This window comes from Edwardsiella piscicida (genome assembly GCF_001896205.1).
In the GTDB taxonomy this organism is placed as follows: Bacteria; Pseudomonadota; Gammaproteobacteria; order Enterobacterales; family Enterobacteriaceae; genus Edwardsiella; species Edwardsiella piscicida.
The window spans coordinates 2,144,709-2,167,550 of sequence record NZ_MPNU01000001.1 but is presented as its reverse complement, the minus strand read 5'-3'; the positions used below and the strand labels follow the sequence as shown (position 1 = coordinate 2,167,550).

Annotated in this window: 21 protein-coding genes and 2 pseudogenes; 6 read left to right on the top strand and 17 right to left on the bottom strand. The window is 60.2% G+C overall.

What is annotated here, in order from left to right:
* Positions 1–19: 19 nt before the first annotated feature.
* The 6 genes and pseudogenes from BRD58_RS09960 to BRD58_RS09935 all read right to left on the bottom strand — a co-directional run bounded on the left by BRD58_RS09960 (position 20) and on the right by BRD58_RS09935 (position 5,723).
* Positions 20–507, bottom strand: a pseudogene (locus BRD58_RS09960) (phage tail protein).
* A gap of 17 nt (positions 508–524) precedes the next feature.
* On the bottom strand, positions 525–3,491 hold the full coding sequence (locus BRD58_RS09955; RefSeq protein ID WP_073382611.1) for a phage tail tape measure protein: 2,967 nt from the start codon (positions 3,489–3,491) through the stop codon (positions 525–527).
* Entirely contained in the window at positions 3,478–3,633 is a 156-nt protein-coding gene (locus BRD58_RS09950; protein WP_073383904.1) for a GpE family phage tail protein, read from the bottom strand. The genes BRD58_RS09955 and BRD58_RS09950 overlap by 14 nt, the downstream gene beginning before the upstream one ends.
* 5 nt (positions 3,634–3,638) lie before the next feature.
* Positions 3,639–4,013, bottom strand: coding sequence for a phage tail assembly protein (locus tag BRD58_RS09945; protein WP_236721584.1), 375 nt, complete (start codon positions 4,011–4,013; stop codon positions 3,639–3,641).
* A gap of 9 nt (positions 4,014–4,022) precedes the next feature.
* Complete coding sequence (locus BRD58_RS09940; RefSeq protein ID WP_073382603.1) at positions 4,023–4,535, bottom strand: phage major tail tube protein; 513 nt, start codon at positions 4,533–4,535, stop codon at positions 4,023–4,025.
* A complete protein-coding gene (locus BRD58_RS09935) occupies positions 4,536–5,723 on the bottom strand; it encodes a phage tail sheath subtilisin-like domain-containing protein (RefSeq protein WP_073383901.1) in 1,188 nt (395 codons plus the stop codon).
* A 152-nt stretch (positions 5,724–5,875) separates the two neighbouring features.
* Between BRD58_RS09935 and BRD58_RS09930 the strand changes: the two genes are divergently transcribed.
* From BRD58_RS09930 to copM, 3 genes are all read left to right on the top strand, one after another.
* On the top strand, positions 5,876–7,006 hold the full coding sequence (locus BRD58_RS09930) for a phage late control D family protein (protein WP_073382598.1): 1,131 nt from the start codon (positions 5,876–5,878) through the stop codon (positions 7,004–7,006).
* Between the two features lie 45 nt (positions 7,007–7,051).
* Positions 7,052–7,303: an ogr/Delta-like zinc finger family protein gene (locus BRD58_RS09925; RefSeq protein ID WP_073382594.1), complete on the top strand. Its 252-nt coding sequence runs from the start codon at positions 7,052–7,054 to the stop codon at positions 7,301–7,303.
* 177 nt (positions 7,304–7,480) lie between these two features.
* A complete protein-coding gene (gene copM / locus BRD58_RS09920; RefSeq protein ID WP_012848764.1) occupies positions 7,481–7,840 on the top strand; it encodes a CopM family metallochaperone in 360 nt (119 codons plus the stop codon).
* 93 nt (positions 7,841–7,933) lie between these two features.
* Here the strand turns inward: copM and BRD58_RS09915 are convergent, their stop codons facing one another.
* The 5 genes and pseudogenes from BRD58_RS09915 to ltnD all read right to left on the bottom strand — a co-directional run bounded on the left by BRD58_RS09915 (position 7,934) and on the right by ltnD (position 12,968).
* On the bottom strand, positions 7,934–9,304 hold the full coding sequence (locus BRD58_RS09915; RefSeq protein WP_012848763.1) for a GntP family transporter: 1,371 nt from the start codon (positions 9,302–9,304) through the stop codon (positions 7,934–7,936).
* Between the two features lie 74 nt (positions 9,305–9,378).
* Positions 9,379–10,155 carry an HPr family phosphocarrier protein gene (locus BRD58_RS09910; RefSeq protein ID WP_069578693.1) on the bottom strand — a complete coding sequence of 259 codons (777 nt, stop codon included), beginning with the start codon at positions 10,153–10,155 and terminating at the stop codon, positions 9,379–9,381.
* Positions 10,156–10,157: 2 nt separating this feature from the next.
* The gene (gene otnC / locus BRD58_RS09905) at positions 10,158–10,796 is read right to left on the bottom strand and encodes a 3-oxo-tetronate 4-phosphate decarboxylase (RefSeq protein WP_069578692.1); all 639 of its coding nucleotides are present in this window, start codon (positions 10,794–10,796) and stop codon (positions 10,158–10,160) included.
* A pseudogene (gene otnK / locus BRD58_RS09900) lies at positions 10,793–12,051 on the bottom strand (3-oxo-tetronate kinase). The gene otnC and the pseudogene otnK overlap by 4 nt, the downstream one beginning before the upstream one ends.
* Positions 12,048–12,968, bottom strand: coding sequence for an L-threonate dehydrogenase (gene ltnD / locus BRD58_RS09895; protein WP_015461589.1), 921 nt, complete (start codon positions 12,966–12,968; stop codon positions 12,048–12,050). The pseudogene otnK and the gene ltnD overlap by 4 nt, the downstream one beginning before the upstream one ends.
* 203 nt (positions 12,969–13,171) lie before the next feature.
* Here ltnD and ygbI point away from each other — a divergent pair, with 203 nt between their 5' ends.
* Positions 13,172–13,951: a DNA-binding transcriptional repressor YgbI gene (gene ygbI, locus BRD58_RS09890; RefSeq protein ID WP_012848758.1), complete on the top strand. Its 780-nt coding sequence runs from the start codon at positions 13,172–13,174 to the stop codon at positions 13,949–13,951.
* 37 nt (positions 13,952–13,988) lie between these two features.
* Here the strand turns inward: ygbI and BRD58_RS09885 are convergent, their stop codons facing one another.
* The 3 genes from BRD58_RS09885 to melR form a co-directional block, all read right to left on the bottom strand.
* Positions 13,989–14,981: a transferrin-binding protein-like solute binding protein gene (locus BRD58_RS09885; protein ID WP_073382591.1), complete on the bottom strand. Its 993-nt coding sequence runs from the start codon at positions 14,979–14,981 to the stop codon at positions 13,989–13,991.
* 14 nt (positions 14,982–14,995) lie between these two features.
* Positions 14,996–16,366 carry a surface lipoprotein assembly modifier gene (locus BRD58_RS09880; protein WP_041692751.1) on the bottom strand — a complete coding sequence of 457 codons (1,371 nt, stop codon included), beginning with the start codon at positions 16,364–16,366 and terminating at the stop codon, positions 14,996–14,998.
* A gap of 253 nt (positions 16,367–16,619) precedes the next feature.
* Positions 16,620–17,561, bottom strand: coding sequence for a transcriptional regulator MelR (melR, locus tag BRD58_RS09875; protein WP_015461585.1), 942 nt, complete (start codon positions 17,559–17,561; stop codon positions 16,620–16,622).
* A gap of 245 nt (positions 17,562–17,806) precedes the next feature.
* Here melR and melA point away from each other — a divergent pair, with 245 nt between their 5' ends.
* Entirely contained in the window at positions 17,807–19,159 is a 1,353-nt protein-coding gene (gene melA, locus BRD58_RS09870) for an alpha-glucosidase/alpha-galactosidase (protein WP_012848754.1), read from the top strand.
* A gap of 148 nt (positions 19,160–19,307) precedes the next feature.
* Entirely contained in the window at positions 19,308–19,862 is a 555-nt protein-coding gene (locus tag BRD58_RS09865; RefSeq protein ID WP_012848753.1) for a beta/gamma crystallin-related protein, read from the top strand.
* A gap of 41 nt (positions 19,863–19,903) precedes the next feature.
* Here the strand turns inward: BRD58_RS09865 and BRD58_RS09860 are convergent, their stop codons facing one another.
* The 3 genes from BRD58_RS09860 to BRD58_RS09855 form a co-directional block, all read right to left on the bottom strand.
* Entirely contained in the window at positions 19,904–21,193 is a 1,290-nt protein-coding gene (locus tag BRD58_RS09860) for an MFS transporter (RefSeq protein WP_012848752.1), read from the bottom strand.
* Positions 21,194–21,572: 379 nt separating this feature from the next.
* Complete coding sequence (locus tag BRD58_RS18310; RefSeq protein ID WP_012848751.1) at positions 21,573–21,704, bottom strand: hypothetical protein; 132 nt, start codon at positions 21,702–21,704, stop codon at positions 21,573–21,575.
* A gap of 177 nt (positions 21,705–21,881) precedes the next feature.
* The gene (locus BRD58_RS09855) at positions 21,882–22,841 is read right to left on the bottom strand and encodes a diguanylate cyclase domain-containing protein (protein WP_012848750.1); all 960 of its coding nucleotides are present in this window, start codon (positions 22,839–22,841) and stop codon (positions 21,882–21,884) included.
* Position 22,842: the final 1 nt, after the last annotated feature.

Here is a 22,842-nt window from a genome sequence, read left to right as displayed (position 1 = left end):
CCCCCGATGCTCTGTAACGCTACACCATCCCGGACAGCGTGCTGTTTATTGAATTATACGCCGTGTTAGCCCCATCCTTCAGGCCGGTTAACAGATCGCCAACAGATGAAGACTGAAGCCGCTCGCGTAGGTCTTCATCGCAACGCTGAAAACTTATTGAGAACTCAATTTTTTTGCCTTCCCGTAACGATCAAGCTCAGAGCGGGTGGTTTGCAGCCCGGTAATAACATACATCCCGTAAATCTGCCCTGTCCCATCGATCAACGGCCAGGGGCGCCCGGTATAGGCCTGTGTGGTCAATACCGTTAGTGAGATCTCGCCACCAGTAATTTCTGGGTAAAGCACGCCGGCAAGCGTGATCTGATCTTCACCGGCGCCAATATACTGCCAGCTTGCCGAGCGGTTAATGCGCTCGTTTTTGACGTGCCGCCAGGACTTATTTTGCTGTAGCTGCTGATGTGGCAGCGTCTTTAGCTCAAACACAAACATGCCATAAATCATCATCATGCTGTTATCTCCTTACCCTAATCACGATCTCGGAAACTGCCGCGACCTGCGCGGGTCAGCCGCTCTAATTCTGCTTTCACCATTTCTCCAACCGTCTTCGCCAGCTCACGGGGGTTCTGCGTCACTACGTTATGCAGATGAACGTGAATTTCACCGTTAAACCCGCTTGCAGCGCCGTCACTTCTGGCGGTGGCCGCCGGCGTGACCGGAGGTAACATGGCCTGTACAACTGGTGCGGCCGCTGCTGCAACGACCGGGGCAAGCGTCGGGGCGATAGTCGCGGAGGTTTGCGCAAGTCTTGACTCCTGCCATTCACCACGTACCGCCAGCGCACGGGGTAGGTTCTTGAAGACGATATCGCCGGGACCTATCCGCTTTTTCGTCTCCTGAAGCATGCCACCCGTGTTGTCAGATATTTTTTGTAGTCGCCGTTGCGTCCCGTTATCACCGCTAAGGGGTGTATTTATTACGGACGGCGTTACCGTGCTAGCATCTGTTTTTTTGGGGGTGATTTTCGCAATATCACCCTGTAAGAGCGCAACTTTGCCCTGCAATAACGCAGTGCTCTGCGCATCCTCGATCTTCTTTCTGGCCCTTTCTGCTTCATCGGGCAATACCCCTAGCTTTTCTAGTATCCAGGCCAGCGTATCAAGAAGGGCTTTAGCTGGAGTCAGCACCAGTCGCAGCGCCCCGCCGAGCACGTTACCGAAAACTTCCCCCGCGCTGGCGCACTTATCCAGCGTTTCTTTGCTGGACTCCATCGGGCTAAGGAGTTCTTTGAACCAGCTCCATACCTGGCTGATGCCATTGCTAATTGCATCAAACAGCGGGCTAAACTGTGCAAACGAGTCACGGAGCGGTGCCAGCATTTCTATAATCCCGCTGAACACACCGCCAAAAAATGCCTTGATGGGCTCCCAGTATCTCCATATCAGCAGGCCAGCCGCGACAAATGCCGCACCGACAAGACTTATGGGGCTCAACAGCAACGACAATGCACCGCCCAGCACCGATACCGCGCCGGTGACCACTCCCCATAGAGCAGGAATACCCGTAAGGCGGAGTGCTAACATCCCGATGCCACGCACCAGAGAACCCAGCGCTGCACCGGGTGAGGCAAACGCCGCCAGCAGCATTCCCCTTAGTGGTGCCAGGAAACCCGTAAGCCTGCCGGCCCCTGTCGCCATAGAGGAGAACGCTACGGGCCAGCCTTTGATACTTCCCATTGGTCCGCCCATGAGCGCGCGCAGCTGGGAGAACATCGGAATGGCCCGACCAAGCCCTTTTGTCCCGGTGAGTAGGGCAAAGCCAAGTTGCAGTTTTGCGATTGGGCCCAGAAGCAGCCCAACAACCAGAGACAATCCGCCGACGATGGCCGTAAAGGCCAACGCGCTACCGCCAATGATCAGCAATGTCTGCGTTAACCGGGGGTTTTCTTTTGCCCAGGCCGTCATTGCCCCAGCAACATCGCTGAGCGCCTGAACCAGTCCACGTAACGGCCCATCAAGCAACTCTTCAATCTGGATGCGGAATCCTTCCCAGGCGCTGTCGAGGTTTTTCAGATCCCCATCAAGGTTGTCCGCCATTTTTTTCGCAACCGCGGCGGATTCCCCTTGCGCCTTTTTCAGTTCAGCAAGCAGCTTTTGCAGCTCACCGCTGCCCGCTGACTGCACCAGTGCCTGGAAGGATTTTGCGGCTTCCTCGCCAGCAATATCTTTGAAGAATGAAAGCTTATCCACGTCGCCGTATTTGCTGACGGCTTTGTAAACATCAGCAAGGACAACTTCTGCCGGTCGCATCTTTCCGGTTGCATCGGCGACGCTGACCCCGAGTTCCTTTAGCGCATCTTTGGCTTTGCCCGTTGGTGCAGCCATGCGGGAGAAGGTGGACTGCAAACCCGTGCCGGCGATGCTGCCGCGCAACCCCACGTTGGCCATTACGCCGATCATCGCAGTGGTCTGTTCGACGCTGACGCCAAGGCCTGCCATCCCCGTACCGGCGTACTTCATCGCCTCGCCAATATTGGTCAGGTCGGTGTTGGTACGCGTAAATGCCGCCGTCAGCACATCACTGACCCTGTCCATCTCTTTGGGATCCAGCTTGAACTGAGACAGAATGTTTGATCCGATATCGGCACTTTCGCCCAGCTCCATCCCGCCGGCCAATGCCATATTGAGAACACCGGGTAGCGCAGCCTGTATGGCCTGTGGTGTGAAGCCCGCCATTGCGAGAAATGCCTGACCGCTGGCGGCGTCACGGGAGGTAAACTGCGTTTCAGCCCCCAGTTTTTTAGCCTGCTCACGCAGAGCGGTAAACGTGGCGCTGCTTTTATCAATGCGGGTCAGCGCCTGTACTCGGGACATTTCTCTATCAAAACCGACAGCAGGAGCCAGAAAGCGACCGGCGCCATAACCAGCAACGGTAGCGGCCCCCACGGCAACCGCACCACCACCGCGTAACTTACCCGCCATCTGCTGGGCATGGTCATAGCGTGCACGCGCCTGCGTCACCCGCGCCAGCATCTGCCGTTCGCGCTCCAGCGTTTGGTTGTACTGTTCGGTACGCCGTATAGCGCTTTGGATGGTTCGATCGCTACCGGAAAGCGTGATGCCATGCCTGACCATCATCGCTGTCGCTTCACGCAGCTTCTCTTTCTCTCGGGTGCGGACTTCATTCAGACGGCTAAGCTTTGCGGCAAGTTGCGCCATATGCTCGCGCTGCTTGTCTGTCATTGCATTCCCGGCCTGCTGCGCCTGCCTGAGTCCGTTTAGCTCCCGTTGTGTCGCCTGGATCTTTTCGGTGGTTTTGGTGAAGCTCTCGCGCAGGCGGACAAACGCTTTTGACTGCGTGCCAAGTGATTCAATATCGGACTGCGTTTTTTTGAGGGAATTAGAGAGACCGCCCACACTCTGGCGGGCGGTCTCAACAGGTCGGGTAAGTTTATCGATCGCGCTGAAGGCGATACGGATATCAAGTGTCTTCATCTTCACGGGCTCCGCTACGTCGCGCGGCCCGTTCGCGCCAGGTGATAACCTCACCCGGATCCATCATGTAGATATCGGTGCGCGACCAGTTAAAAACAACGGCAATATCGGCGACCAGCTCTTCAATCTGATCAAATTTCACCACCGTTACAGTGCTTCCGTCTCCGGCTCGTTCTGTGCTCCAGAGCTCGTAGGCACCAAAAAAGGCACGATCGCCTGAGATAGCGCGATAAAATCAGCGGTGGCCAGCGTTTTAATTTCACTTTCTTTAAGACGTGGTGAGGTTACGCGCGCGAACAGTGTCACCAGTGTATCCGTCTTCATGTTGAGCACGTCCGAGAGCGACAGGCCGCGTAGCGAGCCAGACTGCTTAATTGCCTCGCCAATCTCCACATAGGTGATCTTCTCTTCGCCGCGCACAATCGGCTGGGCCAGTGTCACACCACTGCTAGCCGCTACTGCTGCAGTATCATTTTTTTCATCGTTGAGTCTCCGGGCGGCACACCGATGTGCCGCCATCATGGTTAATGATCAGCCCATTCCCAGGGCAGACGTGATACGGTCAGGGTAGATATTCTTGCCGTCTTTCTTGTAAATAAAGTTCAGCAGGTCAATCTCAATAATCGGCTTATCGTCGATGGAGAATTTGTAATACGTCGATTTGAACGTGTATTTCTCGACGGTGTTTTCCCCTTGTTTGCTGTCGCCGCCGTCAAGCTCGGTAAAGCGTCCGCGCAGCTCTACTTCAACAAGCTGGCTGTCACCATCGGTGTAGTATTCACCAGCGAAGCGCAGGCGGGTGCCGTCGATATCTGCACTATATTCAAGAAAAAGCGCCTTAATCACGCCGCCGAATTCAATGGAGGAATCCAGCGCCCCAGCATCCAGCCCGAGATCCACACCAACGGATCCAATCATGCCGCCCCCTTGGTAGTCTTCCAGCTTGCGGCTGAGCTTCGGGCGGGTAAATGAAGTGACTTTCCCGATCTGGTTATCGCCGTTCACAAAGCAGGTGAACAGGCGGAGTTTGTGAGGAACAGACATTTATGCACCTCCCAAAGAAGCAAATGCAGGCCCGAAGAATTCGTCTGTGAAGGTCTGGTGCAGCGTCAGATCTTCCAGCGGCGGCACCGGCGTGTATTTATAACGGATGCGCACCCGGCCCTGACGAAGGTCAGTGGTGCTATTGTCCACTACGTCATACCAACATTCCGCACCGATAAGACGCCCGGACGTCACCAACTTATCCAGCTTCGCGCGGATACCGCTGATAACATCTTTCACGTTCGCCGGTGTCAGCGGTTCGTCAACATCTTCAAACTGCGCCTCTGCAATGCTGTCGGCCAGCACCTGGGCGGTTCGGGTGTAGACCTCAAAGATATAGTCTTTGGTATCCGGCGTGCGGTTGCCCCAAAAACGAAAACCATTACGCTTAATCAGCGTGGTGATTTCTTTGTTGTTCAGTGCGTTGGCGTCGCTATCTTCAGCCTGAAGAGACCAGAACACCTGTTTTGAAATCCCCAGCACGTTTTTGACCGGGACGTTTGACAGTGACTTGTGCCAGCCCTGGGCGTGATCGATTTGTGCGCGTAGACCGCAGGCATATGCCGAGGCCGGGAAGACTTCATTTTTGCCGGACAGCGGGTTATAGGCGATAAAGTCAGGCCAGATAAGCATCAGCTCGCGATATGCGAAGGTGGCACGGTAGGCGATGGCATCCGCCATCGTTTCGCATCCGTTGCACCCGGCATAAACAAAGGCGCGCAGCTTCTCAGCAATGACGCACAGTGAGGAGGTCACCTCTTCCGTGTCGAGATCGGGAGCCGCCAGAATACGCGGACGATATCCGATACGTTCATCCTGTTCGGCAACCAGCAGGGCATACATCCCGGTATAGGTGCCATCAGGCTCCGTACCACCAATTACCAGCTGCGACTGCGTTTTTTTGCCCTCGCCAGCCTCCGCCCCTGCAACACGCACGACGATGACTTTTGTGCTGACCTGGTCGGCTGCAGCCTTCAGGCTCTTGTACAGCGTCCCGGTCTTCCCCGTCAGGCCAAGCGCGTCGTTGACCCGGTGAAGAAGAACGGGTTTATTCAGGGGGAAGGTGTCGGCGTCAGCATCATCCGCCACGGCGACAATCCCGATCACACTGGAGTCAATGTCATCAATGGCTGTCACCAGGTCGGTATGTTCTCTGACGCGCGCACCGTGGAAACGCTCTTCAGTCATGTTTTCCACCATTATGTTGTTTGAGTTCGCAGTGATAATTACCTATGCCTGCCGCCACTTCACGTATTAAGGATTCTGACCTTCAGGCCACAATAAAAAGGGGTTATCGCTTCCCGCGCGCGCGTGAAATCATGCGGAGCAACGGAGGCGCTATGACACCGACTAACCCACTCAACCTGAAAATCAATAGCTGGCTGGACAACCTGGACGATGCGATAAAGTGTCCTGATTACAGCATCACCGCCGGAGGTAATGCACTGTCTGACCTGAATGACCGAATCATGTCGGTATCAATAACCGACAACCGGGGATTTGAGGCGGACCAAATCACCCTTAGCGTGGATGATGCGGATGGGCTGGTACAGCTGCCGCCGCGCGGTACACAGTTGGCACTGTCGATAGGATGGAAAGGCGATCCACTGATTTACAAGGGGCTTTATACAGTGGATGAAATATCCCATGAGGGCCCGCCTGATACGCTGCTGATCACCGCCAGCAGTGCCGATTTTCGGGAGGAGTTCAACGTTAAGCGGGAAGTATCCTGGCATGACGTGACGGTTGAACGCGTAGTCTCCGCGATCGCCCATCGCTACAAACTGAAGGCGCAGATCAGTGAAATGCTGATGAATATCGAAATTGACCACGCTGACCAGACTGAAGAAAGCGACCTGTCTTTTTTAACGAGGATGGCCGACATGCTGGGCGCTATTACCACCGTAAAAAATGGCTACCTGCTGTTTATCCAGCCGGGAGGTGGTATCACGGCTAACGGTAAACCGTTACCCTCTTTTGCACTGACAAGAAGCCACGGAGACCGGCACCGTTTCCGCATTGCAGACAGACAGGCCTATACCGGGGTACAGGCTTACTGGCTGGACCTGAACTTTGGCAAAAAGAAAAAAGTAAGCGTCAAACGCCGCAAGCCATCAAAGCCCCAAAAAGAAAAGAGCTGTCGCCGCGAAGGTGACTACATGGAAGGGGCCGAAGGCAACGTGTATATCCTGCGGAAAACCTACCAGAACGAAGAGGCAGCAAAGCGAGCGGCGGCAGCCAAGTGGCAACAGCTACAGCGGGGTGCTGCGGAATTCTCTATCACTCTGGCGCGTGGCCGAGCTGACCTCTACCCGGAAATGCACGGTACGGTATCGGGGTTTAAAACGGAAATCGACAACCAGGACTGGATCATTGCAAAAGCGGAGCATGTGATTGACGACAGCGGCGGATTTACCACGCAGTTGGAGCTGGAAGCCAAAATTCCCGAATGGATAGCCGAAATGGAATAAGCAGAATACAATGGCCAGGAGTTCAACTCCCGTGGGGGAGCCATTATGTTCAGATGTCCGATTTGCGGTGCATCAGCCCGCATCAGAACCAGTTCACCGATGAATGACACCAACACCGTCAGGCGCAAGTTTTATCAGTGCAACAGCCTAGAATGTGGTGTTGGATTCTCCACCCTGGAAAGCGTGGAGCGCCTGACCAGGCGACAGAAAGAAAACCCTCTGCCGGATAGCTTCATCCCTCATGATGCTTTCCCGGCTTCACATCGCGGTAAAGAGCAGTTGAATCTGGCTATATAAAAAAGGCCCCGCAAATTATGCGGGGCCTTTTTGTAAGCGGGCGCTTTTACCAAAGTGTGGTCGCTATGTGGACACTGATTTTTAAAGTCCTTTTACATCAGTAAATTAAACGCTTGACCTTCCCCTTAGGGGAGGGATTAGGATTATCTGCAGTATCCCACCGAACAGGAGCGTTGTATGAAAACGATAGCGTTAGCGAGCGCGTTATTACTGGCCGCTGCCGCGGCGCCCGCGCTGGCGGCCGATCTGCCCGCAGAGCAGGCGGCGGCGATGCACCATGAGCTGCACGGCGCCATGGGCACCATGCATGAGGATATGATGAAGGGCATGATGAGCAACGATCCCGATGTGGCCTTCGCCGCCGGGATGCTGCCGCACCATATCGGCGCCGTTGAGATGGCCAAGGTCGAGCTGAAGTACGGTAAAGATCCGCAGATGCGTCAGCTGGCGAAAAGCATCATTGCCTCTCAGGAGAAAGAGATCAACGAGATGAAGGCGTGGCTGGCCGCCCATCCGGACGCCAGCGCGCGCAGGTAATTTCTCCCTCCCCCTCGGGGCGCCGTATGCCGCGCATGAGCATACGGCGCCGCGCTCCCGCTAGCCCGTCGGGCTGCCGCCCGCGGCGGCGCATCACATGCCGATAGCCAGCCCGATCCCGTAGACGATGATAAACCCGCTGAACCCGAGCAGGGTGGTCAGCAGCGTCCAGCTTTTCAGACCGTCGGCCACCGACAGCCCAAGATAGCGGGTGACGATCCAGAACCCCGAGTCGTTGATGTGCGATGCGCCCAGTCCGCCGAAGCAGGCGGCCAGGGTGACCAGAACGCGCGGTAGCGGATCGAGTCCGGCGGCGGCCTCTGCCAGCAGGCCGGCGGTGGTCAGGATGGCGACGGTCGCCGACCCCTGCGAGGCGCGCAGCGCCAGTGAAATGATGAAGGCGGCGGGCAGCAGCGGCAGCGCCATGGCCTGTAGCGTAGCGGCCAGCGCGGCGCCGACCCCGGACGCCACGAGCACCCGTCCAAAGACGCCGCCGGCGCCGGTCACCAGGATCACGACCGCCGCCGTCGGCAGCGCGCTGCCCATGACGTCGCCGGTATGCGGCAGACTCCAGCCGCGGCGCAGCGCCAGCAGCCAAAAGGCCAGCAGCAGGGCTATCATCAGCGCCGTGGCCGGGGCGCCCAGCAGCTGCAGCGTGCCGAGCAGGGGGTGATCGGCCGGCATCAGCGTCGCCGAGACGGTGCCGATCATGATAAGCCCGATGGGAACCACGATGAGCCCGACGATCAGCGCGGCGCTCGGCGGATTGATACGATCGGACTGCGGCGGGGCGTTGCCCGCGTCGGCGGGGGTGAGCTGCATCTGTTCCAGCACCTCGATGGAGAGCGCGTAGCGGCGTCGGCTGAGCCACTTGGCCGCGTAATAGCCGATGACGCCCAGCGGAATGGACACCGCCAGACCGATAAGGGTCAGCCAGCCGACGTCTGCCGCCAGCAGCCCGGCGGCGGCGACCGGCCCGGGGTGGGGCGGCAGCGCCACGTGCACCGTCAGCATCACCGCGGCCACCGGCAGGCCGAAGGTGAGCGGCGATGTCCGGGCGACCTTGGCAAAGCCGTAGATGATGGGGGCCAGGATGATAAAGCCGACGTCAAAGAACACCGGGATCCCGAGGAAAAAGGTCGCCAGCGTCAGGGCGGCGACGGTGCGGTTCGGCCCCAGACGGCGGCTGAAGCCGTTGGCCAGCGACTCTGCGCCGCCGGAGCGCTCGACCATTTTGCCCAGCATGGCGCCGAGGCCGATGATCATGGTGACCGAGCCGAGGACGCCCCCCATGCCGGCGATCATCACCTTGGTGACCTCGCCGGGCGGGATACCGCTGGCCAGCGCGACGAGAAAGCTGACCAGCAGCAGGGCGACAAAGGGCTGTACCCGTAGACGGATGACCAGCCACAGTAACAAGATCACCCCGAGCAGGGCGATGGAGAGTAGCGCGATGGTTGACATGCTGTCGGCCTCCTGTGGTGATGCACCGCCGTGCGGCGGGCGTTGAGCGGGGTCCGATGCCCCGCGGGGCGCGGCTAGCGCAGGGCGGTCAGCCAGCCCAGCCCAGAGAGCGTCTCGGCGCGCGGGGTATATTCACAGCCGACCCAGCCCGTGTAGCCCACCTGATCCAGCAGGTTGAAAATATACGGGTAGCTGATCTCTCCCTCGTCCGGCTCGCGGCGGTCGGGCACCGAGGCGATCTGGACGTGGCCATAGCGTCCGGCAGCGTCCCGGATCAGCTGGGTGAGGTTGCCATCGACCCGCTGGGCGTGAAAGAGATCCAGCTGAATGGTGAGGTTGGGGCGATCCACCTCATCGACGATCGCCAGCGCCTGGTACTGACTGGAAAACAGATAGCCGGGTTTGATGCCGGGGCTGAGGGCCTCCACCAGGATCTGTTTGCCGTGGTCGGCAAAGCGGTCGGCGGCGTAGCGCAGATTGCGAATAAACGCCCGTCGGCAGGCGGCGGGGCGCTCGCCCGGCGGAATGACGCCCGCCATGACGTGGACCCGCTGACACCCCAGCGCCTGTGCGTAGGTCAGCGCCAGATCGATGTCGGCGCGGGCGGCGGCCTCGGCGCCCGGCAGCGCGCTCCGCCCCCACTGCCCCGCGTTGGCGTCGCCCGGCGGGGTATTGAACAGCGCCAGGGTCAGGTGGTGAGCATCCAGTCGGCGGCGGAGATCGGCCGCCGGCAGCCCGTAGGGGAACAGGAACTCCACGGCGTGAAACCCCGCCTGTGCGGCGGCGGCAAAGCGCTCCGTAAAGGGGTATTCACAGAACATCGTCGATAGGTTGGCGGCAAAACGCGGCATGATCAGCTCCTCAGCTGGGCGATGTGCTCAGCGCTCAGATAGCGGACGGGGTGACGGGCCAGAATGAAAACCAGCCTGGCCGTCGCTTCAAGCTCCTCGGCGTTGTTGACGGCCTCCTGCAGGCTGTCGCCATAGGTCACGACGCCGTGGTTGGCCAACAGAAAGGCGCGGTGGTTGGGCGCCAGCGCGGCCAGCGCATCGGCCAGCCGGGCGTCGCCGGGGCGGTGGTAAGGCACCACGGGCACATCGCCCACCCGCATGACCAGGTAAGGGGTCATGGGGCGGATGGCGCTGCGCGGATCCAGCCCCTCCAGGCAGGAGAGGGCGGTACACCAGGGGCTGTGCAGGTGGACCACGGCCTGACAGCGCGGGCTGTTTTGGTACAGGGCCAGATGGAAAGGGAGCTCCTTGGTGGGCTGGTCGCCGCCGCGCCATACGCCGTCGGCGCTCAGGTGCGACAGGCGCGGCGGTGACAGCCGCCCCAGCGAGGCGCCGGTGGGCGTCGCGAGCAGGCTGCCGTCCGCCAGGCGCAGCGACAGGTTACCGGCGGCGCCGGTGGCGTAGCCGCGCTGAAACAGCGAGGCGGCGAGCTGCACCATCTCAGTGCGCTGGGTTTGCATGGCGTCTGCGCGCTGCGTCATACGGGAAACGCCGACTGGGCATGGGTAAAGAACGCCTCGGCGCCGAAGTTGCCGGACTTCAGCGCCAGCGAAAGCGGCCGGTTCAGCGCGTTGACCCACGGCACGCCGGGGGCGATGGTGGGGCCGATGTAAAACCCGCTGACGCCGAGCGCCTGGGAGACCGCCCCGGCGGTCTCGCCCCCGCGACGATGAAGCGCACGATCCCGCCGGCGGCGAGGCGTTCGCTCAGCGCGGAGAACAGCGCCTCTACCGCCTGGCTGGCCCGTGGGCCGTGCTGGGCATGCGTCTGCGTCAGCTGCTGCACGGACACCGTGGCGCTGAGCAGCGGCGCCGGGTCGGCGGCGGGCTGCGCCAGCGCCCACTCGCTCAGCTCATCGGCGTAGCGACGGCGCGCCTCCGGCGTCAGGCAGCGGTCGACCTCGATCTGTCGCCAGGGGGCGCGGGCGGCGTAGTGCGCCACCTGGCGCTGGGTCATGGCGGAGCAGGAGCCGGAGAGCACGATGGCCCGCCCGGCGCGTGGATAGCCGGCGTCGTGTGCCGCGGCTGCGCGGTGAGCCCAGCGGCGCGCCAGCCCGATAGCCAGCCCGGATCCGCCGGTGACCAGCGCCAGATCCGCCAACGCCTCGCCCTGAATATGCAGATGGCGCTCCTCCGTGGCATCCAGCACCGCATAGCGGTAGCCCTCTTGGCGCAGCGCCTCAAGGGCCTGTCGCGTTGCGTCGGCGCCGCGCGCCAGCGTCTGTAGCGGGATCACGGCGCAGCGTCCGCTGGCCTGGGCCTCCATCAGCCGGGGAAGGTAGCTGTCACGCATCGGATTCAGGGGGTGGTGGCGCATGCTGGACTCCGCCAGTAGCCTATCCATCACAAACAGGTAGCCCTGGTAGACGGTGCGCCCGTTGATCGGCAGCGCCGGAGAGAGGACGGTAAGGGGAAGCCGCAGGGCCTGCATCAGCGCGTCGGTGACCGGGCCGATATTGCCCTGCGCGGTGCTGTCGAAGGTGGAGCAGTATTTATAGTAGAACTGATGACACCCCTGGCGCTGCAGCCACGCCAGCGCCCGTAGCGCCTGGGCGATCGCCTGGTGGGGCGGGCAGGCGCGGATCTTCAGGCTGATGACCAGCGCCCGGCAGGTCGGCGGCGCCTCCTGCGACGGTACGCCGTTAAACTGTACCGTGGCGACGCCGTTCTCCACCAGAAAGCTGGCGATATCCGTGGCGCCGGTGAAATCATCGGCGATGACGCCCAGACGGCTCATGGAGCCTCCTTAGCGTCTACGCCCGGCAGGGGAATACCGGCGAAGATCTTGATCACCGCGCTGTCGTCCTCCCGCCCGAGTCCGGCGCTGCTGGCGGCGGTAAACATGGTCAGGGCGGTCGAGGCCAGCGGCAGCGGAAAGCGCAGGGCGCTGGCCGTTTCGGCGACCAGGGTGAGATCCTTGACGAAGATATCGACCGCCGAGCGCGGCCGGTAATCGCCCGCCACGACGTGGCGCATACGGTCTTCAAACATCCAGGAGTTGCCCGCCGCGTGGGTGACGATCTGGTACATCTGCTCCAGCGGGATCCCGGCGCGCGCCGCCAGCGCCATGGCCTCGGCGGCGGCGGCAATATGGACGCCGGCCAGCAGCTGGTGGATGATCTTGACCGTGGCGCCCTGGCCGATGTCGTCGCCCAGGGGATATACCGTGGAGGCGATGGCGTCCAGCAGCGGCTGAAGGCGGGCAAAGGCCTGCTGGCTGCCGGCGGCCATCACGGTCAGCTCACCGGCCCGGGCCTTGAGCGCGCCGCCGGAGACCGGGGCATCCAGCGTCTCCAGATCGTAGGCCGCCAGAGCGGTGGCGATCTCGCGGGCGTCGGCGGCGGAGAGGGTGGTGGAGAGCATCACCGCCGTGCCGGGGCGCAGGTGACGCGCGAGGCCATTCTCCCCCAGCAGCACCCCTTTGGCCTGCGCGCCGTTGACGACCAGGATCAGCGCCGCATCCAGCTGCGCGGCAAAGTCGACGGCGCTGGCGGCGACATCGCGTCCGCCGTACTGCAGCAGCGTCTGGCGGGCGTCGGGATCGATATCGGCGCCATAGGTGATCAGTCCGGCGTCGATACAGGCGCGCGCGGCACCCATTCCCATCGCGCCGAGCCCCACTACGCCAACCCGGTAGGCTGTCGTCGTTGCCATAGTGCCCCTCCATGTTACTTAAAGTTAGTGGATGTTATTTTGTGTGAATATTAAGCGTGCTGGCGCGCGGCAACCGTGTTTATCCTCACAAATATTCACATATGCGTGAATATTTGTGAGATAGGGCGCTGCGATAGTAGCCCGGCTACACTGCGGTAAGATAAATGGCGTAAAATTGGCGAAAACAGACTAAGGAGGCACCGGTGATCCCTGCAGAGCGGCGACAGATGATCCTCACCATCGTGGCGGAGAAGGGGGTAGTAAGCATCGCGGAGTTGACCCGTCGTATGCAGGTTTCGCATATGACCGTGCGGCGGGATGTGCAGAAGCTGGAGGCGCAGGGGGCGGTGGTGGCGGTTTCCGGCGGGGTTCAGTCGCCGGCGCGCCTGGCCCAGGAGCCATCGCATCAGGCCAAGACGGCCATGGCGGAGCGGCAGAAGCAGGCCATTGGTCAGCTGGCGGCCGGCCGGGTTGCCGCGGGCAGCTGCATCTATCTGGATGCCGGTACTACGACGCTGAGCATTGCCCGGCAGCTGACGGCGGTGGCCGATCTGACGGTGGTGACCAATGACTTTGTGATCGCCGATTTTCTAATGGATCACGGCAGCTGCACAATTATTCACACCGGCGGCGCGGTGTGCCGGGAGAACCGCTCCTGCACCGGCGAGGCGGCGGCGGCAATGCTGCGTAATGTGATTATCGATCAGGCCTTTATCTCGGCCTCTTCTTGGAGCCTGCGCGGCATTACCACCCCCGATGAGGCGAAGGTGTGCGTGAAGCGCGCGGTGGCGCAGGCCAGCCGTCAGCGGGTGCTGGTGTGCGACTCGACGAAGTATGGCCAGATAGCGACCTGGCTGGCCCTGCCGCTGGCGCAGTTTGAGCTGATCATCAGCGACGATGGGCTGCCGGAGGCGGCGGTGCGGGCGATGGCCCGGGCGGAGATCCCCCTAACGCTGGCGCGCGCCGCCGACGGGGAGGCATAGGCATAGGGCATGGCGGTATCGCCATGCCCAGGCCGGATCAGTCGCGCTTGACCCGCTGTGCGCCGAAGACGCCGCCGCGCTCTACGCTGTAGTCATCGATAAATTTGACTTCGCCGGCGGCGACTTCACCCTCTTTGCCATAGAAGCCGCCGATCAGGTGGCCGTTCACCGCGTTGCGCGGCGCGTTGACATGGTGCAGTCTGGCGCCGAAGGCGCCCTCCTCGCTGACGGTGTTGCCGCCATCGTCTCGGATAACGTAGTCGATATCGCGGGCTAGGCCGCTGCCCTTGATATCGCCGGTGATCTTGTTGTCCTGATAGTGCAGGCGGATGGCGGCCTCGCGCTGGATATCGAAGTGGTTATAAAACAGCGTGCCTTCATAGTCCGCCTGGGTTTCAGGGCGGTGCCTTTCGCTGGCGTTGACCGCGTAGACCAGGCTGCTGGTTGTCTGATCCTGATCGTCTTCATCCTGCGCCGTCTCGCGGTGGGTATAGGTGTGCACATGGCCATAGTAACCCGCCAGCTTGCCATCGGCATCGCGCAGCGTCAGGACTGTCTGATCGTTAATGGTGCGGCTATCCTTTTCATGGCGCTGGGGGAGGGGCGTGACCTCGATGGCGATATCGGTCCCCTCGACTTTAACGGTGAACTCGCTGTCGGGGCTGAGTGCGTCAAAACCGTATATCTTGATGGTGTCATGGGGGCCGATCTCCCGCAGCTGTGCGCGGTATACCGCCCCTGGCTCACCGAAGGCGGCGGCAGGGAGCGCGGCGGGGGGCACCTCGGGCGCTGCCGCGATGGGCTGGGAGGCGGGAGCCACCGGCGCGATGGGCTGGGAGGCCGGAGCCATCGGCGCGATGGGCTGGGAGGGCGGGGCTACCGGCGCGATGGACTGGGAGGCCGGGGCCACCGGCGCGATGGCCTGCGCCTGCGCGGCATCGCTACCGCCGCCGCCACTGCCACCGCCGCCGCAGGCGGTCAACAGCGCAGAGGATAAGAGTAAGAAGAGTGTGCTATAGCGTGGTTTCATTGTTATCCCTATCGTTAAAAAAGCTTGCTAAAGGTCAGAAAGACCATTTTTTTATCGTATTCATAAAATGGATGATTGCTGTCACTTTTAAAATATGACAGGTTGATTTTTGGCGTGATACCAAAGTAATAAATGTCACGGTGCCAGAGCGTTATCAGGGCGCCGTACTCTTTATTTCTTTGCTGAATTCCGAAGAAGTCAGCGCTATCGTAAAACTTATTGGCGTAGTTTATCTGCATGATGCTGGATATGCCGCCCGGCCACTCATTTCCCCAGCCGCCTCGCCACTTTATTTTCTGAAAGGCTATGCTCTTACGCTCAACGTTTTCACGCTGGTAGTCACTACCCCAAAACCAAAATTGCTCGGGGCTGGGAAAATAATAGAGTGTCGCAGACAGCAGATGATTTTTGCTGTCGCGTTGGGCGTGATGTTTATTCGTAGTGTGACTTTTCTCAGCGTCAACATCGATTTTCCAGCGAGGGCTCAGACGGTATTCTGTCTCAATACGCAGCCCCGGCGATGCTCCTTCGCTAGAAAGGGAGGGCGCCTGATTATCCGATGCCCATTCGCGCTCTATAAAGGGCAAGAGCAGCAGGGAGGCGTTGATATCGCGTAGGCCCAGACCTGCGCTCAGACGGGCCGTTGCCTGATCGTAGCGATGATTGTTGGTGAAGTACTTCCCGTAGGCCAGCGTACGGACCTCGCTGAACAGCCCCTCCGGCAATGACCAGGTTTTGCTACCGCTAAGATAGTAGGAAAAGCCCTGTCCGCTTTGCCGTTTCTCAGCCTGCCACTGACCAATTTTTACGTTAGCGTCTGGCGCATTATTAATGTTACTCTCATTAATATAGTTAACGCCTACGTTGAATGACCAGCTGTCTTTCCGCTGTATTGCCCTGATATAGCCATCCACTATCTCATTGACTCTTTCGCCGTTGCTATTAGCCCGCAGCTTATTGAATTGCAGTAGCGCAGAGGCGCGGTCTTTATTCTGAAACAGCGCGATAGCCAGCTGCAGTCGGGCAATATTTAGCTGTGGTTCCTTGGCGATGACGCGGCGGTAATAACGAATGGCGTCGCGATAGTTACCGTCCTCTTTGGCTAAAATAGCCTTGCCCCATGCGGCCAGGATCGGATCGTATCCTGCCTGCGCCTGATAAAGAGGCAGCAAGATCTTGACGGCGGCGGCGTCTGATTTTATCACCGCCTGGATCATGCCTTGGAAAATAATCTGAGGGTGCGTTTTTAATGCTTCTTGAGAAAGGACAAGGGTATTTTTTACCGCTTGAGGCGCGCTAGCAGCATCTGCTGCGCTCATGGTTAATACGCTTAACAGAATAGCGGAACCTATCTGTAAAAGCGGCGGTTCTATTTTAATCAGCATCTAATGAATTGCTTATAATACACGCTTATAAAAGCGATGCTTGCGTTGGTAATAAATTATTACATACGCATTCATTTTGAAATTAAACCAACGTTAAACGGCGTGGTGGGTGTCAACGAGTTTGGCTGATTATGTGTGATGAATGAGTCTGGCTAGCGACTTGATCCTGAAAATACCATTTTGTTGGACTTTGTAGCTATTAAAAAATTTAAATTTAGTATTTATTGCTAATAAATAGCAATATGGCGATAAATTAATCTACTGAGGAGTGCGGCGTCGCGCCCGTGCGCGCCAGCCGACGGTACTGCTGCGGCGACATGCCGGTGTATTTGCTGAAGGTGCTGTAAAAGCGGCTGCTGGAGCTGAACCCCGCCGTGAGCGCGATATCGAGGACCGTTCTGTCGGTATCGCTCAGCAGCGCCCGGACATGGTGGATGCGCATGGCGGTAATGTACTGCTTCAGGGTCATCTGCATCACCCGCTGAAACAGCCCCATCGCATAGTGGGCGTTGAGGCCGACGTGCCGGGCGACCTGCTCTATCGTCAGCGCACGATCGTAGTGGGCGGCGGTGAAGGTCAGCATCTGGCCGACGTAGAACAAGGCATGGCGGGAGAGCCCCTGGCCGCTGCCCGCGCGCGGATCGTCGCCGCCGGGCTGCATGGCGTGCCAGCCGGAGAGGCTAAAGCGCTTTAGCATCAGCAGGATTTCATCGCTGGCCAGCTGCCGCATCTGCGGGCATGGGCTCTGCAGATCCTGCTGCCAACGTCCGATCTCAACGGGCGTTAGCCGCGCCGGGTGCGCAGAGGTCAACACTCTGCCGTGGGTAATGTGGCTGAGCAGCTGCGGATCCAACGGCCAGGCGAGAAACAGATGCATGGGCAGGCTGAGCAGGGCCATGCTGCGACAGCGCCCCGGATCGACGAGGCGGTGGGGGGTGCAGGCCCAGAACAGGGCGATATGTCCCTGCGGGATGCGCAGCGTCCGATCGTGAATGCGGTAGTCTATCTCGCCGTCGAAAGGGATATTGAGCTCGACCTGGGCGTGCCAGTGGCTGGCGGCCATCGCCAGCGGCGGACAGAGCGCGATCGCCAGGCGCTGATGCTCGGTATAGAGCATCAGGGGGCTGTGCGGCTGCGGATCGGTGCTGTTGCACATCAGCTCCGCGGGGGCCTCTTGGCGGCGACGCGCTTCCATGGTTTTCCTCCTGCTGATCTCCGGTGCGGCAGAGGCCTCACCGGATCACCGCGCTGTCGATAGTCTCGCCGCTATTCTGTCGCTTTTCCTCATCTTTTGACCTATTTCTCTCCCAGAAAGTTATTTTTTTGAACCTAGATCGACAAATCCGAGGAAATGGGAATGCTTTGGGCAGAAGGCGGACGCGTGGATCCGCCCGGCGTGTCACGATGCCCCCCAGCGATGACCTTTATGGGAGAGAGACGATGAACGCACCTAAAATTGCCTTTATTGGCGCCGGTTCAACCATTTTTGTGAAGAATATTCTCGGGGATGTCTTCCAGCGCCCCGCGCTGCGGGGGGCGGATATCGCGCTGATGGATATCGATGCGCAGCGTCTGGCCGAGTCGCAGATCGTCGTGGGGCGGCTGATGGCAGCGACCGGGGCCACTGGACGCATTCAGTGCCATACGACGCTGCGTCCGGCGCTGCAGGGGGCCGATTTTGTGGTGGTGGCGTTTCAGATCGGTGGCTATACGCCCTGCACGGTCACCGATTTTGAGGTCTGCGCGCGCCATGGCCTGCGCCAGACCATCGGCGATACCCTGGGCCCGGCCGGCATTATGCGCGCGCTGCGTACCTTTCCACACCTGTGGCAGCTAGGCGAGATGATGATGGCGGAGTGCCCGCAGGCGACGCTGCTGAACTATGTCAACCCGATGGCGATGAATAGCTGGGCCATGTATGCGCGTTATCCGCAGCTGCGGCAGGTCGGTCTCTGCCACTCGGTACAGGGCACGGCGGAGGAGCTGGCGCGGGATCTCGATATCGATCCGGCGCAGCTGCGCTACCGCTGCGCCGGGATTAACCATATGGCCTTCTATCTTTCGCTGGAGCAGCGCGGCGAAGACGGTCAGTATCGCGATCTCTACCCGCAGCTGCAGCAGGCCTACCGAGAGGGGCGGGCGCCGAAGCCGAACATCCACGGCAACCTGCGCTGCGAGAATATCGTGCGCTATGCGCTGCTGCAGAAGCTGGGTTACTTTGTCACGGAGTCCTCGGAGCATATGGCCGAATATACGCCGTGGTTTATCAAGCCCGGACGCGACGATCTTATCGCGCGTTATCGCATTCCGCTGGATGAGTATCCCAAGCGCTGCGTAGAGCAGATGGCGAACTGGCAGCGCGAGCTGGCGGCGTATCAGACGGCGCAGCCTATCGCGATTACGCCGTCGCAGGAGTACGCCAGCCGGATCATGAATGCGCTGTGGAGCGGGGAGCCGGAGGTGATCTATGGTAATGTGCGTAACGCGGGGCTGATCGATAATCTGCCGCAGGGCTGCTGCGTGGAGGTGCCGTGTCTGGTCGACGCCAACGGGATCCAGCCGACCCGGATCGGGGCGCTGCCCTCGCACCTGGCGGCGCTGATGCAGACCAATATCAATGTGCAAACGTTGGTGACGGAGGCGGCGCTGACGGAAAACCGCGAGCGGATATACCATGCCGCGCTGCTCGATCCGCATACGGCCGCGGCGCTGAGCATCGATGAGATCTATGCCCTGATCGACGATCTCATCGCGGCGCACGGCGAGTGGCTGCCTGCGTGGGTGCGTGGCTGAGCCGACGGCGGATGGCTCTTCTCGGCGCGGCGGAAAATCAGACGATCCCTTAATTCCCTGCGCCGGGCTATTGGGTACTATGGGCGCCCGCCGCCGGATTACGTGCGACGGGCTGTCGTGACAGCATACTTATTAGATAGGGCTACTTATGTTCAGAACGCTTTTGGTGGCATCGCTGCTGACCCTGGGGGGCTGCGCCGACGCGTCCATCATTATTAATAATATCGACAATACATCTGGGTACCGCGGCGGACAGAGCGGCGGGCGGATCTTTATCTGTATGCTCACGCCGTTCAGCAGCGTCTATGCCGACGCCGCGCGCAGCGAGCAGATTGCCCGCTATAAGGTGGGGCAGCGCTGTGAGCGGGGACAGGGCGAGGGCAGCCTGTTCTGTCGGCCCAAGGATGCTACCTGCAGCACCACGACGCTGGATGAGGGCTACAGCCAGGGCGCCGATCGCCTGATGGTCTATGAAGATTCGCGTCAGCGCGGGGCGTCGCTGAGCATCGATCGCGACATCCCCGATCTTTCCCGCTACCGCTTCGCCGATCGTATCTCCTCGTTCTCGGTGCCGCAGGGGTGGACGGTGCGTTTTTACGAAGGGACAGACTACAGCGGGGGATACTATACCCGCAGCGGCGGGGAGCAGGAGGCGACCGGGTTTAACGACCGCATCCGCTCCATCCGGATCCTGAGCCGTTAACCCCGCAGCGCAGGGCGGCGGCGTGGCCGCCCCGCTGGGCGTTAGCGCGGTTCAGCCAGGGGCGCATCGCCGCCGTGTACGGCGGGCGGGCGGTCGACGATCAGCAGCCATAGCGCCAGGGCGCCGATCAGATCGAACACCGCCAGGGCGATAAAGAAGGGACCAAAGCCGATGATGCCGACGAAGGCGCCGATAAACAGGTTGAAGATCAGCTGACCGGACCAGGCGCAGGCGCCGGCCATCCCGACCGCCGTCGCCACCTCGTTCTTCTTAAACAAATCCGCACCCAGCGTCGCGGCCACCGTCGACAGCAGCTGGTGGGCGAAGCCGCCGATGCTGATCAGCAGCACCGCGATATAGGGATTCTCCACGATACTGACCAGGCCGATGGTGGTCATCAGCAGCGCGCCCAGCGTAAAGGTGATGCGGCGCGAGTTGATCAGGGTGACGCCGCGGTCGTTGAAAAACTTGGCCACAAAGCCGCTGGCCAGACAGCCGAGATCCGCCATCAGAAAGGGCAGCCAGACAAACATGGCGATCTCTTTCAGGCTGAAGTGCAGGGTCTCCACGAAGAAGATCGGCACCCAGAAGTTAATGGTTCCCCAGGCCGGATCGGCCAAGAAGCGGGCGATGCCGATCCCCCAGAAGTTGCGCTGAGTGATGATATGGCGAACCGAGGTTTTCTCTTGGGTCGCGGACTGCAGAAACGACTCTTGCCCCGCCTCAATATAGCGGCGCTCCTCATCGGAGAGGCGCTTGGCCTCTTTGGGATCCTTATAGCAAAAATACCAGACGAAGGCGGCGACGATAGCCAGGCTACCGGAGACGATAAACGCGAATTGCCAGCTGTGGAACAGGATACACCAGGCAATCAGCGGCGGCGCCAGCATGGCGCCGAATGAGGTGCCCATGTTGAAGACCCCGGTGGCAATGCCGCGCTCTTTGGCCGGAAACCACGTCGACGCCGTTTTGACGCCGGAGGGAATGGCGGAGGCCTCGCTGAATCCCATGAGGCCACGCATAAAGGCCAGCCCCTGCCAGGTGCCCGTCAGCGCATGCCCCATGGTGGCCAGCCCCCAGACGATGGCGCAGATAAAGAAGCCGAGCTTCAGGCCGATGGTATCAATGAAAAATCCCATGATTGGTTGACCAATTGTATAGGCCAGCTGAAAGGCGCTGACCACCCAGGAGTACTGCTCTTTGGTGATCCCGGTGCTCTCCATGATCGTGGGTGCCGCGATGCCGAGCGCGGTTCTGTCGAGGTAGTTAATGATGGTAATGAAGCAGACCAGCAAGATCATATACCACCGAAAATTCTTGATCTTTTTCATAGTAATCTCTTGGTTATTCGGTTGTTGGTTTTGTTATGTTTGGGGTAGTGCCACAGCCTTGCCAATGCGTAAAACAGCGGGTCTCCACAGCGTGAAAACGATGAGGCGATAGTGCATAAAAAATAAACATTAATGTGTGATATTAATCATGAATGTAATATTGGTATGCCAAATTAATTGTTTTTAGGGTATTTGGTTAACCAATGTGAGTGCAATGCCGGGGGCGTGGGCGTGGTGAGGCGTGGTGGAGAGCGTCTGCGGAGACTGGGGGGGCCGCGGCGTAGGTCATCGGGAGATAGGGGGATAAGGGCTATCGCGTGGCGCGGCGCCGGCAGGCGCAGGGAAAAGGGTGCGCGGCGGCGCAGAGGCTCTCGCCGGGTTAAAGCTGATGCAGCAGCGCGAAGAAGCGCGCCTTGTCCAGATAGATCACCGCCAGGAACAGCAGGACGCCCAGCAGGCTGACGCCGAGGGAGAGACCGCCCAGGAGCAGCAGCGTACCCATTTTCTTCATGTTGATCTCTCCGTTTTCCGCCGACTGTACCCGGCCGTGGGAAGGCCCGCCGGGGCTCAATGTAGCACAAAGCGTGGCGAAGAATGAATCCCCCCGTCGCGCTTGGGGGCCAGGCTGGGGGCCGCCACTGTGCGTGGCGTCGACGCTTCTGGCACGCGTCCCGCGACGGAGTACGGTCTAGGCCTCCGGGTTGAACTGGGCCGCGCAGCAGCGGTTACGCCCCTGTGACTTGGCCTGGTAGAGCAGCGAGTCGGTTTGCTGCAGGAAGTCGACGCCCCGGGCGTCGCCGGTCAGCGTGACGCTGCAGACGCCGGCGCTGACGGTCAGGTAGGATGAGACCGGCGAGCGGGCGTGCTCGATGCTCAGCGCCAGAATGCTCCTGCGCATCCGCTCCGCGCAGGCGAGGGCATCGGCCAGCGGGGTGGCCGGCAGCAGACAGATAAACTCCTCGCCGCCGTAGCGGGCCACCAGATCGCCGGGGTGGTTCAGGGTTCCGCGCAGGGTGGCCGCCACCTGGCGCAGCGCATCATCGCCGCGCAGATGGCCATACAGATCGTTGTAATCCTTGAACAGATCGACGTCGAACAGGATCAGGCTCAGCGGGATCTGGTGCTGCTGGACGTTTTGCCACTCGTGGGCGAAACGGACGTCAAAATAGCGGCGGTTGTACACCCCGCACAGCCCATCCAGATAGGCCAGCTGGCGCAGCAGGTCTGACTGCATCTTCAGCAGCAGATGGGTATTCACCCGGGCCCGCACAATGTTGTGGTTTATGGGTTTACTGATAAAGTCCACCGCCCCGGCCCGCAGCCCGGTGGTCTCCATGGCTTCGTCGATATGGGCGGTAATGAAGATCACCGGAATATCCTGCGTCTGCGGCGACGCCTTGAGGCGTTGGCAGACCTCTAGCCCGTTCATTTCCGGCATCTCAATATCCAGCAGGACCAGATCGGGGTGCTGGTTCATACAGATATTGAGGGCCTGCTGCCCATTGGTGGCCATAAACACGGTGTGATCGTCGGCGAACAGCTGGTACAGGATCTGGATATTGATCGGCTCGTCGTCGACGATAAGCAGGCGCGGTCGTTCTCGACCGGGCAGGTTAAAGGCGCTGTAGGGAGTCAGTTGGTCTAACATA